General features: G+C 42.7%; 10 protein-coding genes. 1 reads left to right on the top strand and 9 read right to left on the bottom strand.

Annotated features, from left to right (window positions below; translation table 11 throughout):
* Positions 1-223, bottom strand: a 223-nt coding sequence (locus KQ486_RS12160) for a hypothetical protein (protein WP_216687768.1), incomplete at its 3' end; no start/stop codon positions are given.
* A gap of 46 nt (positions 224-269) precedes the next feature.
* On the opposite strand from KQ486_RS12160, the gene KQ486_RS12155 reads away from it, so the two are divergent.
* Complete coding sequence (locus tag KQ486_RS12155; protein ID WP_216687767.1) at positions 270-1190, top strand: GNAT family N-acetyltransferase; 921 nt, start codon at positions 270-272, stop codon at positions 1188-1190.
* Between the two features lie 48 nt (positions 1191-1238).
* On the opposite strand, the gene rnr is transcribed toward KQ486_RS12155, so the two are convergent.
* The 8 genes from rnr to KQ486_RS12115 form a co-directional block, all read right to left on the bottom strand.
* A complete protein-coding gene (rnr, locus tag KQ486_RS12150; protein WP_216687766.1) occupies positions 1239-3413 on the bottom strand; it encodes a ribonuclease R in 2175 nt (724 codons plus the stop codon).
* 19 nt (positions 3414-3432) lie between these two features.
* Positions 3433-4179: an alpha/beta hydrolase gene (locus KQ486_RS12145; protein WP_216687765.1), complete on the bottom strand. Its 747-nt coding sequence runs from the start codon at positions 4177-4179 to the stop codon at positions 3433-3435.
* 180 nt (positions 4180-4359) lie between these two features.
* Positions 4360-4593: a preprotein translocase subunit SecG gene (gene secG / locus KQ486_RS12140; protein ID WP_144163001.1), complete on the bottom strand. Its 234-nt coding sequence runs from the start codon at positions 4591-4593 to the stop codon at positions 4360-4362.
* 145 nt (positions 4594-4738) lie between these two features.
* Positions 4739-5992: a dicarboxylate/amino acid:cation symporter gene (locus tag KQ486_RS12135; RefSeq protein WP_216687764.1), complete on the bottom strand. Its 1254-nt coding sequence runs from the start codon at positions 5990-5992 to the stop codon at positions 4739-4741.
* Positions 5993-6917: 925 nt separating this feature from the next.
* A complete protein-coding gene (gene eno / locus KQ486_RS12130; protein ID WP_144163005.1) occupies positions 6918-8201 on the bottom strand; it encodes a phosphopyruvate hydratase in 1284 nt (427 codons plus the stop codon).
* A 266-nt stretch (positions 8202-8467) separates the two neighbouring features.
* Positions 8468-10003, bottom strand: coding sequence for a 2,3-bisphosphoglycerate-independent phosphoglycerate mutase (gene gpmI, locus KQ486_RS12125; protein ID WP_144163007.1), 1536 nt, complete (start codon positions 10001-10003; stop codon positions 8468-8470).
* Complete coding sequence (gene tpiA / locus KQ486_RS12120; RefSeq protein WP_144163009.1) at positions 9993-10757, bottom strand: triose-phosphate isomerase; 765 nt, start codon at positions 10755-10757, stop codon at positions 9993-9995. Before tpiA ends, gpmI begins: the two co-directional genes overlap by 11 nt.
* On the bottom strand, positions 10757-11953 hold the full coding sequence (locus tag KQ486_RS12115) for a phosphoglycerate kinase (RefSeq protein WP_144163011.1): 1197 nt from the start codon (positions 11951-11953) through the stop codon (positions 10757-10759). The genes tpiA and KQ486_RS12115 overlap by 1 nt, the downstream gene beginning before the upstream one ends.
* Positions 11954-12122: the final 169 nt, after the last annotated feature.

Genomic DNA, 12122 nt, shown 5'->3' with positions numbered 1-12122 from the left:
CAGATGTCAAAGATGAATAGGCTGTTTTACCCGTTGAAATCACTTGAGAGAATTTACACATAATAATGGACTTGACTCGACGAAGCACTCCAAACGCTCGACAAACAGCTCCAGCCGCTCGACAAAACGGTCCAACCGCTCGATGAAGCACTCCAAACGCTCGACAAACAGCTTCAGCCGCTCGACGAAGCGCTCCAGCCGCTCGACAAACGAGCTGAAGCACCCGACAAATTATTTAATAGACAATCAAACTAATTTTGTGTCAAGATATGGGTGGAATTAACGGAGATGTTGGCCGAAATAGGAGGTTTCCACACGGGATTGATACGATACATTTTAGACAGCTTGAATTAGGTGATCGGGAGAAGCTTGAGCAAATGGAAACGGGAATTGAAGACGATTATGTCGTCCGTATTTTTGATCGTTTAATTGAGCATAAAGAACATAAGGTTTTTGGACTCTTTGCAGGTGATCAACTTGCATCGGTTGGTGGCTATACCATTTTTGCCGATCAATACGCGATGCTCGGGAGGTTGCGGACGGATGTCCGATATCGTGGTGAAGGTTTGGCAACAAAATTGTTGGAACGCGTCATTCAAGAAATCGAAAAGTTAGATGGAGTCAATTGGGTTGGCGGTAATACCCAACGTCATAATTATTCAGGAATGAAGGTGTTGAATAAATTAGGGTTACCGCAATTGATTGACCTGCACGCTTCGACCGTCGTTGATGATAAAAAACTGAATACTGAAACGGGTCCTTTGTGGAAAGAAATATCTGAACTCGATGAGAAAAAACGTTGGTTGAATCCACTATCCAAAGATCCAAAAACAATATTTCCGTATGAAAGCTATTATCCTTTTCCAGCAAGTCCGACGTTATTTAAAGATGAAATCATCAAGAATTGGATGATGTTTAAAAATGAAGCGGAAGATCGTTTCGTTATCGTAAAAGAAGATCAGAAAAAATATAAATACGCTCAAACCATTTATTTATGGGAAGATTTGTGGGAGCAGCCGGGATTATTGAAAACCATTTCCCATGCGAAACATCGACTTGCTCAACAAAGTGAAGAAGACATCTACATCCGCTTCGATTTAACAGACAATCAGCGAGCAGAAGTTCCAGATGAGGACGCTTTTACTTTTCAAGATCCGTGGGTACTGCACGGGAAATGGTTCGATCGATAACCGAAAAACTATCCTAACGTCAAAAGACGAAAGGATAGTTTTTTTAGTTTATTTGATTTTTCGTGCGCTTCTTTTTCCTTTTGGTTTTGGTTTATCCATACCAACGATTTCAAAGTCAACAGCACGTTCATCGATGTTGGTGCTAATCACACGTACGCGAACTTCGTCTCCGATCCGGAAGATCTTACCCGTTCGCTCACCGATCATTGCTTGATGGCGGTCGTCATAGTGATAGTAATCATCTGTTAGATAACTAATATGCACAAGTCCTTCGACTGTATTTGGCAATTCCACGAACAATCCAAAGTTCGTCAAGGAGCTCACCAGACCATCAAATTCCTCACCGATTTTATCGGTCATATATTCTGCTTTCTTCAGGTCATTCGTTTCGCGTTCCGCATCGACAGCTCTTCTTTCGGCTGCAGATGTATGACGTGCGATATCTGGAAGTTTCTCTTTCCAATCGTCAATCGTTTGATCGCTTAAATCACCATGAATCAAATAGGTTCGAATCAAACGGTGGACAATCAAATCTGGATACCGTCGGATTGGCGAAGTAAAATGCGTATAAAATTCTGTTGCCAAGCCGAAGTGACCGACCGATTCTGGTGAATATTTCGCTTGTTGCATCGAGCGTAACATCAGTTTATTGACGACCATATCCTCTTTGCTTCCTTCAATCTCTTCTAACACTTGCTGAAGAGCTTTCGGATGGACATCATCACTCGTTCCTTTAACGACATAGCCTAAGTTTCCAATAAAATCGAAGAATCGCTGTAATTTCGATGCTTCAGGATCTTCGTGAATTCGGTGGATAAACGGTACATCCATCCAATGAAAATGCTCGGCAATCGTTTCATTCGCAGCCAACATAAACTCTTCGATTAACCGCTCTGCTACACCGCGCTCCAATATTTTAATATCTAATGGATGGCCTTGATCATCAACGACAATTCCAGCTTCCTTGAAATCAAAGTCAATTGCGCCGCGATTCATACGCTTTTTCCGTAAAATTTGAGCAAGCTCTTCCATCGCTTCAAACATTGGTACTAGACTTTCATATTTTTCACGCATGGTTGGCTCTTCACGACCTAATATGGAATTCACAGCTGAATATGTCATTCGTTCAGTCGTCTTAATGACCGCTTCAAAAATTTCATGATTCACTACTTGACCTTTTTGATCGATTTCCATTTCACAACCTAAAGTCAACCGGTCGACTTGTGGGTTCAAGGAACAAATTCCGTTGGACAGGCGGTGGGGAATCATTGGAATAACACGATCTGTTAAGTAAGAGCTTGTCCCACGCTCAAAAGCTTCTCGGTCGATCGGAGAGCCTTCCGTCACATAATAAGAGACGTCGGCAATATAGACTCCTAACAGAAAGTTTCCGTTTTCTAGTTTTTCAACCCGAATCGCGTCATCCAAGTCTTTCGCGTCTGCTCCATCAATGGTTACAATTTGTTCATTACGTAAATCCCGGCGTCCTTCCATATCGGATTCATCAATCGTTTCAGGAACTTCATTGGCATGTTCTAACGTATCTGCATCAAACTCTGCCTTGATGCCATGTTTATAAATGATCGAAAGAATATCAATGCCAGGGTCGTTCACATGACCGAGAATCTCAACAACTTCGCCTTCTGCACTCTTTTTATCTTTCGGAAACTCGGTAATCTTGACGATGACTTTATGTCCATCAGCAGCTCCGTTGTTGTTTCCTTCTTGGATAAAAATATCATTCGGAATACGTTTATCATCGGCAATCACAAAACCAAATCGCCCATTATCTTGATACGTACCGATCACCTTATCATTGTTTCGCTCTAAAATTCGTAGAACGACACCTTCTGGACGATTTCCTTCGATTGAATCGACATTTACCCGAACGAGTACAAGATCACCGTTCATTGCCGACATCAAATCGTGGCTATTGATGTAAACATCGTCTTTGTCCTCATCGTCTGGAATCAGAAAAGCAAATCCCTTCGCATGCATTTGAATCGTTCCGCGGACAAGATTCATTCTTTCCGCTAATCCATACCGGTTTTTCCGCGTACGGACAAGTTCGCCTTCTTCTTCCAACTCATTTAAGCGCTTCATTAACTCCATCAACTCTTCGCTCGATTCAGCCGAAAAAATCTCTTGAACTTCTTCGATAGACAGCGGGTGTGTGGCTTCCTCTTGAAAGTAATTCAGAAGGTCTTTTTTTAACTCACTCATCTACATTCACCTCTTTACCTTATGATTTCCAATCTAACTTCTCTAAAAACGCATAAACATCCTCATGTACCTGGTCTTTATAGTCACTTAACGTGATCACATGGGGGGCTCCCTCATACCACTTGATGTCTTTTTCATCCGCTTGTACGTGTTCATATATATAATTTGCGCTGTCCGTATTGATTAATTCATCATCTTCAGCTTGCAGCACAAGTGTTGGCGTATATATTTCATCAATATGGTCGTGAACCTCTTCGATCAGCTTACTTAACGAATCAAATGTTTCATCAGATTGTTCGAATAACCGATCAATTTCTTCGTCGATCTGTTCTTCATCTTTTTGTTGCAGTTGCTTGTATTGTTTCGCAAATTGCTTAAATCCACCGGAAAGCTCTTTAATATTATCAAAAAACACCGGTGTACAAATGGGGATCGCTGCTTTTAACGGCTTCTGATAAGCAAGCTTTAAGGACAATACACCGCCAAGTGACAAGCCAGCAACAGCGATCTCATCGTAACCTAGCTCTTTCAGATGATTATATCCATCAAGGGCATCCTGCCACCATTGATCGGCTGTCGTACCAACTAACTCCTCTGGCTCAACACCATGTCCTTCATAAATTGGTGCATGTGTTGTATAACCTTTTTTCTCTAAAAAACGTCCAAGCATCCGCACATCTGCTGAATGTCCCGTAAATCCATGTAATAGTAAAACTGCTCGATCTCCTGCTTCGAATGTAAATGGTTCTGGTTTCTTGATCTGCATCGTTTATTTCCTCCTTATTCAGGACATACCTAATCTTAAGATTCCCGAGTTGTCATTGAATTAATCATGGGTAAGTATTTTGAATGGTGAGTGATTCTTTCAGTGAGGTTAATTCGTGGTGAATGTTTTTAGTTCATAAAAAAACAGCAAGCTTTGCACTCACTGTTTTGCCGTCATTTATTAAGATACAATATAGCCTAACAAGAACGTGATGATCATGAAAGTAATCCCTAACACAACTGTCACACGGTGTAGAACGCCTTCTAAACCACGTGCTTTTTGCTTCCCGAATAACTGTTCAGCACCGCCAGTGATTACTCCAGATAATCCAGCGCTTTTTCCTGACTGAAGTAGAATGGTGATGATCAAACCGAGTGTATTAATGAAAAGCAATGTCACTAAGAAACCGTACATGTCTTTGACCTCCTATGCTTGCACACAAATCCATACAAATAATTTTACATAAACAAGCTGAATTTTGCAATACCCTTTATTGGCTTATAACTAAAGAAAAAACCTGAACGCTCATATGAAGCGCTCAGGCTATAAGCAAGGCTTATTAAGTTGTGGCAGGTGACTCTTCTTGTTCATGGGTTTCTTCTTCGATATCAGGTTCCGTTTCCGAAATGTATAATGCACAGGCTGCGTCACCCGTGATATTGACAGCTGTTCGCGCCATATCAAGCAAACGGTCGACCCCGAGAATCAACCCAATCGCTTCGACCGGAAGACCAACTTGCTGAAGAACCATCGCTAGCATGATCAATCCTACGCCAGGAACAGCAGCAGTACCAATGGACGCGAGAACGGCAATTAATAGCACGGTCAGTAGCTGTGTAAGCGTTAAGCTCTCTGCGTATACTTGTGCGATAAAGACGGTCGCGACCCCTTGCATGATTGCAGTACCATCCATATTAATCGTGGCTCCAAGTGGTTGAACGAAACTACTGACAGGTTCCTTTACCCCAAGTCGCTTCTGAGCTGTCGTCATCGATACCGGTAATGTCGCTCCACTACTCGCTGTACCAAATGCCACACTCATGGCAGGTGCGAAGTTTTTAATGAACCAAATCGGGCTTTTCTTCGCCATAAACTTCACGACGGAGCCGTAAGTTACGACAAGATGAATCAAGAGAGAAGCAAGGACGACGAGGAAGTATGCAGCTAATGATTTAATAGCATCCCACCCTGCGCCTCCGACGGCTGAAGCGATCAGACCAAAGGCACCGAATGGAGCTGTGTACATGACAATATTGACAACGTACATCACTAAATCGAATGCTTGATCTAAAAACTTCTTAATCAGATCGGTTTTCTTATTCAACGTCGCTAACCCAATACCTAACAGAACCGCAAAGAAGATAATTTGAAGCATTTCCCCATTTACCATCGCTGCGATTGGGTTTGTCGGGATAATATTCAGCAACGTATCGACGACGGATGGTGCTTCACTCGGCTCATAATCAACACCCGTTGTATCAATTAATCCTTTCTCACCAGGCTTGATGAGCAATGCTAACGACATAGCAATGGTAATCGCAATTGCGGTTGATGTCAGGAAGAAAAGTATTGTTTTCCCGCCAATTCTACCGAGTTTTTTTGGATCACCCAGTGAAGCTGTCCCGATGACGAGTGATACGAAAACAATTGGTACAACTAACATTTGAATCAACCGTAGAAAGATTTCTCCTAGTGGAGTAAAGAAATACGTATCAATCGGTCCAAACGCACTAGGAGCAAACATATTTAAGCCTAAACCGATGGCAATACCTAAAAATAATGCAATAACAATCTTTTTTGTTAAATTTTGCACCTTTTATTTCCCTCCTTAACAATAGGTTATTAATAATTATGTGAAAATTTAGTTAATTATTATTTTTTGTGAAAGCGATTTCTTATTCGAGTGAAAAATACAGTTTTTTCAATAAAACAAACTCGCTAACTAAACACCGTTGCGTCGCTGATATATATGTTTCCGAATCACCATTTGACTGTTTATTTGTAACGTTAAAACGAACAGCTTTTTTGCACCGCTTATTGTACTCTCTCGCAGATCAATTAACCGGCTTAAAACAATAGATCGCACGTATCAACATAGACGAACCCAGTAGATTTTCAGCCTGCCACTGCTTCCTTTCCTACCGGGACTCTATTGATAAAAAAGAGTCGAACCCTGCTGAACGTATCGGTTATCTGTGATGGTCCTCCGATAACACCTGTTATATTTTACAGTGTCTTCTCCTATAATGAAAGAGAAATTTTTCCCAGCAATAAAAAAGTGACTGTGAAAAATTCATTCAAGTTGAGGCAGGTACTAACATTCTAATTTAGTGTAGTGGAAAAACCGACTGGGAAGTATATTCCGCTAAGGTGCGGATCATCATGACGATGGGCGTATACTGAAGGTTTGCGGATATACATAGTAGGATCGCGGTTTAACACTGAAGATCCATAAATTAACACTGAAGCTTCGAAGATTAACACTGAAGATCTTCAAATTAACCCTGAAGATTCACAAATTAACACTGAAGAACCGCAAATTAACACTGAAGCCTCGTGATTAAACACTGAAGACAGCATATTTAACACTGAAGCTCTAAGAATTCACATTAAAAAACGATCCAGACACAAAAAAACCTTGATTAATGAGTATCTTTACTCACCAATCAAGGTTTCATCTTGTTCATCTTTTGCTTGGACAAATTTGTCCAGCCACAGTTCGTTTGCTCAGACGCACTTTATTTTAAGTTATAAAAAGCTGAGTCTCCAGCATAATATGCCGTTGCGCCGAGATAGTCCTCAATACGTAGTAATTGATTGTATTTCGCAACGCGGTCTGTTCGGGAAGGAGCACCCGTTTTGATTTGACCGGCGTTTGTCGCAACAGAAATGTCCGCGATCGTCGCATCCTCTGTTTCACCTGAACGGTGTGAGATGACAGCTGTATAGCCTGCTTTTTTCGCCATTTCGATTGCTTCGAATGTTTCGGTCAATGTACCGATTTGGTTTACTTTGATCAAAATAGAGTTGGCGATTCCTTTTTCAATACCTTCTGCAAGCTTCCTCGTATTGGTGACGAAAAGGTCATCTCCGACAAGCTGTACACGGTCTCCAATTTTTTCAGTTAGTAATTTGAAGCCGTCCCAGTCGTTTTCATCCAAGCCGTCCTCGATCGAAACGATTGGGTATTTATTGACTAACTCTTCATACCAATCAACCATTTCTTCAGCCGTTTTCGTGACGCCTTCACCTTTTAGTTCATACTTGCCGTCATTGTAAATTTCAGAAGCAGCAACGTCCATCGCAAGCTTGATGTCTGTTCCGATTTCATAGCCCGCTTCTTTGACCGCTTCAACGATTGTTTCCAATGCTTCTTCGTTAGATTTTAAGTTTGGTGCGAATCCACCTTCATCACCAACGGCTGTATTATAGCCTTTATTTTTCAAGACTTTCTTCAGTGCATGAAAGACTTCTGTGCCTGTACGCAATGCTTCTTTAAAGGTAGGAGCACTGACAGGCATGATCATAAACTCTTGGATATCGACGTTATTGTCCGCATGCTCACCGCCATTTAAAATATTCATCATCGGTGTCGGTAAGGTTGTCGCTTGGAAACCGCCGAGATATTTGTATAACGGCTGGCCGAGGTAGTCTGCTGCTGCATGAGCTACGGCCATTGAAACACCTAAAATTGCGTTTGCGCCAAGTTTTCCTTTGTTTTCGCTTCCGTCAAGCTCAATCATGACTTGGTCAATATCGACTTGTTCGGTTACATCGAATCCGACGATTTCTGGTGCGATGACTTCATTGACGTTTTGAACAGCTTGCTCAACGCCTTTACCAAGGTAGCGGTCTTTGTCACCGTCTCGTAATTCTACTGCTTCATGCTCACCGGTTGACGCACCACTTGGAACTAGTGCACGGCCGTAACCACCGGACTCAGTCAATACTTCTACTTCTATTGTTGGATTACCACGTGAATCCAATACTTCTCTACCATAAACATCGATAATGTAAGGCATGAAAACTCGCTCCTTCATGTTCTATTTATTTGTTAATTAGTGTAGGTCGCTTTCGGTGGACGCTTTTACCCAAAGGGCATAAGGGCGACATCTGCGATAAATCGCAGTGTCTTCTATACCGCGGGCACAATCTGTGCTATTCCGAAGCCCTGGATGGGCTAGTGTCAGCGTTGGCCACAGGACGTGGCCGTTCTTAGCTGACCCGCTGGAGTCGCCACCTTCGCATCTAAAATACAACTTACTGCTTCATTCATGCTCCAAAAAAGTCATTTAATTAAACTGGTTCCTGTCATTTCACCTGGTTGCTTGATTCCTAACAACTCCAGTAGTGTTGGTGAAAGATCTCCTAAAATACCGCCATCGTGTAAAGATAGTTCTTCATCGGTCACAATGACTGGTACTGGGAATGTCGTATGGGCTGTCATTGGACTACCGTCTTCGTTCATTACTTGATCAGCATTCCCATGGTCTGCTGTAATAACAGCACGCCCACCGAGCTCAATAATGCGGTCGACAATCCGACCTAGACACTCATCGACGACCTCGACTGCCTTAATCGTCGGTTCAAGTTTTCCAGAATGTCCGACCATGTCTGGGTTGGCAAAGTTCAAAATGATTAAATTCGGCGGTTCTTCCGCCAAGACCTCCATGAGCGCATCAGTGACGCCATACGCACTCATTTCAGGCTTCAAATCATAGGTTGCAACTTTCGGAGAATCGATTAATATCCGGTTTTCTCCTTCGAATTCCTGCTGCCTACCCCCATTCATAAAATAGGTGACATGGGGGAATTTTTCCGTCTCAGCAATTCGTAACTGGGTCATTCCGTTACGTGCAACAACTTCACCGATCGTATCCTTTGGTTGGTTCGGAGGAAATGCGACACCGACATGAAAGTCTTTGTCATAGCGCGTCATTGTGACCATATGCAAGTCATCCAGCAATTCATAGTCATTGACGAACACTTCGAATCGATTGTGGATGAATACATCGGTCAGCTGGTTTGCACGATCTGGACGGAAATTCGCAAAAATGATCGCGTCTCCATTATCTACGCGTGAATAAGGCACACCGTTATCATCTAACATGACAATCGGTTTGACGAATTCATCATAGACGCCTTCTTCATACGAGGCCTTGACCGCTTCAATCGCATCCTCACTTGCGTTCCCTTCACCAAAGCGGATGGCTCGATACGCTTTTTCCACGCGGTCATATCGATGATCTCGGTCCATCGCATAATAACGCCCGGTAACCGTTGCGAGTCTCGCATTCGGTACGTCTTTCAATTTTTCATTCAGCTGCGCTAAATAATCAACCGCTGTTTTTGGACCGACGTCCCGACCATCTAAAAAGGCATGTACATAAACGTTTTGGACCTCTTGCTGTTTTGCTACATCCAATAACGCAAAAATATGATCGATATGACTATGAACACCACCATCAGAAAGCAATCCAAAAATATGCAGGGAGCTTTGATGTTTCTTAACGTGTTCGATCGCATTTGAAAATGCTTCATTTCTGAAAAATCGACCGTCGCGGATCGACACATTAATGCGCGTTAAATTTTGATAAACGACACGACCTGCACCGATATTCAAATGGCCGACTTCCGAGTTTCCCATCTGCCCTTCCGGTAAGCCAACCGCTTCCCCGGAAGACTTGAGTGTTGTCGTCGGAAACTGCTTCCAATAACGATCGAAGTTCGGTGTATGTGCTTGCTTCACCGCGTTTCCGAATTCTTCGTCTCTTAATGCATAGCCATCTAAGATGATTAAAGCTGCGAGTGGATTATTTTGCATTGGCTCCTGCCTCCAACAATTTCAAAAATGATTCTTGTTCCATACTTGCTCCGCCGACTAATGCGCCATCAATATCGGATTGTGCAAGAAGTTCTTCAATATTTTCTGGCTTCACACTTCCACCATATTGAATTCGCACTTCGTCTGCAACAGCGTCGGAATAGAGTTCACGAAGTGTTTCACGAATCGTTTGGCAAACTTCGTTGGCATCTTCACTGGATGCCGTTTTTCCTGTACCAATCGCCCAGATCGGTTCATAGGCAACGACTGCTTTTTTCGCGTCCCCTTCTCGAATGCCTTCAAATGCTGCTTTCACTTGATTACGGACAAACTGGTTCGTTTCGTTGTTTTCACGTTGTTCCAGTGATTCGCCGACACAAACGATCGGAAGTAAATCATTTTCGAATGCTGCTTTCATTTTTTTATTGATGAGTTCGTCATCTTCGTGGAAAAATTGACGACGTTCCGAATGGCCTAAGATTACATAATCGACCAAAATATTTTCTAGCATTTCCGGGCTGACTTCACCTGTAAAGGCCCCACTTTTTTCATAGTGCATATTTTGAGCACCAATACGAATTGGCGTATCTCTAGCCGCTTCGGTTAAAAACGGCAAGTGGATGAACGACGCACAGATGACTGTGTCCACTTTTGAGCCTTCCGGTACTTCGTCGCGAAGAGCCATGACAAAACGAGCACCGTCTGCCGCTAATTTATTCATTTTCCAGTTTCCAGCAATAATTGGTTTGCGCATTATTTGTTCACTCCTTCTTCATCTTCCAATGCTTGTACACCTGGTAGGACTTTGCCTTCCATAAATTCTAAGGAAGCACCGCCTCCTGTAGAAATATGATTCATCTCTTCGGCATAGTTGAACTTCTCAACGGCTGAAGCTGAGTCGCCACCACCGATAATGGTATAACCGTCTGTTGTTGCCAATGCTTCTGCAACACCTTTCGTTCCATCAGCAAATGCATCCATTTCAAATACACCCATCGGTCCATTCCATAGAATAAGTTGAGAGTTTTTGATGGTATCAGCATATTCTTTCACTGTCTCAGGACCAATATCAAGCCCTTGCCAGCCTGCTGTCATTTCTTCAACAGAAACAATCTTTTTGTCGGCATCTTCAGCGAATTTATTGGCCATGACAACGTCTTTCGGCAAGTGCAACGAGACACCTTTCTCTTTCGCCTTCTCGATAAACTGCTTAGCTAGATCGATTTTGTCTTCTTCCAATAGCGAGTCGCCAATTTCATGGCCCATCGCTTTGATGAATGTGAAGGAAAGACCACCGCCAATGAGTAAATGGTCGACTTTTTCCAATAAATTATCGATGACACCGATTTTATCTTTTACTTTGGATCCACCGATAATCGCGGTAAATGGACGATCAGGATCCTCGAGCGCATTGCCTAGTACGTTAATCTCTTTTTCCAATAAAAATCCGGATACAGCCGGCAAATGATGTGCGATGCCTTCTGTGGAAGCGTGTGCACGGTGAGCCGTCCCAAACGCATCATTGACATAAAGATCAGCGAGGGATGCGAACTGTTTGGCAAGTTCGGGATCATTTTGTTTTTCACCTGGTTCAAACCGAACATTTTCCAATAATAAAACGTCGCGGTTTTCCATTTTTTCGACGGCTTCGTTCACTTCGTCTGAAAAAACGTCATCCAGTTTATAAACGGGTTGTTGTAAGTAGTTGCTAAGTGATTGTGCGACAGCGTCTAAGCGAAGCTCTTCGACGACTTCTCCGCCCGGTCGTCCAAGGTGACTTGCCAATATGACTTTGGCTTCTTTTTGAATGAGGTACATAATTGTTGTTAACGCGGATTTAATACGGGTATCGTCCGTGATTTCACCATCTTGCATCGGTACGTTGAAATCAACACGGACAAAGACTTTTTTGCCTTTTACATCGACATCTCTGACATTTTTTTTTCGCATGTTTACAAACCTCCAGCTAATGAGTTTCCTTATGTAATTGTTTACCCTGTGATGTCTAATTTTAAAAGAAGGCTTTGTTAAAGTTCTCGTTGTAATTGTGTTCAGCTTCGGTGGACGCTTTCCGCGGGCACGGCTCGAGCCTCCTCGGCCCAAACCCATGGCCTACGGG

Origin of the sequence: Allobacillus halotolerans, assembly GCF_018967645.1 — a bacterium.
GTDB lineage: Bacteria > Bacillota > Bacilli > Bacillales > Alkalibacillaceae > Allobacillus > Allobacillus halotolerans.
The sequence above is the reverse complement of the archived record's forward strand: the minus strand, read 5'-3'. Positions and strand labels throughout refer to the sequence as shown.

What these genes read in the sequence shown, in the direction of transcription:
- KQ486_RS12155 (WP_216687767.1), top strand. Translation starts at nt 270, where the DNA reads ATGGGTGGAATTAACGGAGATGTTGGCCGAAATAGGAGGTTTCCACAC.
- rnr (WP_216687766.1), bottom strand. Translation starts at nt 3,413, where the DNA reads ATGAGTGAGTTAAAAAAAGACCTTCTGAATTACTTTCAAGAGGAAGCC.
- KQ486_RS12145 (WP_216687765.1), bottom strand. Translation starts at nt 4,179, where the DNA reads ATGCAGATCAAGAAACCAGAACCATTTACATTCGAAGCAGGAGATCGA.
- secG (WP_144163001.1), bottom strand. Translation starts at nt 4,593, where the DNA reads ATGTACGGTTTCTTAGTGACATTGCTTTTCATTAATACACTCGGTTTG.
- eno (WP_144163005.1), bottom strand. Translation starts at nt 8,201, where the DNA reads ATGCCTTACATTATCGATGTTTATGGTAGAGAAGTATTGGATTCACGT.
- gpmI (WP_144163007.1), bottom strand. Translation starts at nt 10,003, where the DNA reads ATGCAAAATAATCCACTCGCAGCTTTAATCATCTTAGATGGCTATGCA.
- tpiA (WP_144163009.1), bottom strand. Translation starts at nt 10,757, where the DNA reads ATGCGCAAACCAATTATTGCTGGAAACTGGAAAATGAATAAATTAGCG.
- KQ486_RS12115 (WP_144163011.1), bottom strand. Translation starts at nt 11,953, where the DNA reads ATGCGAAAAAAAAATGTCAGAGATGTCGATGTAAAAGGCAAAAAAGTC.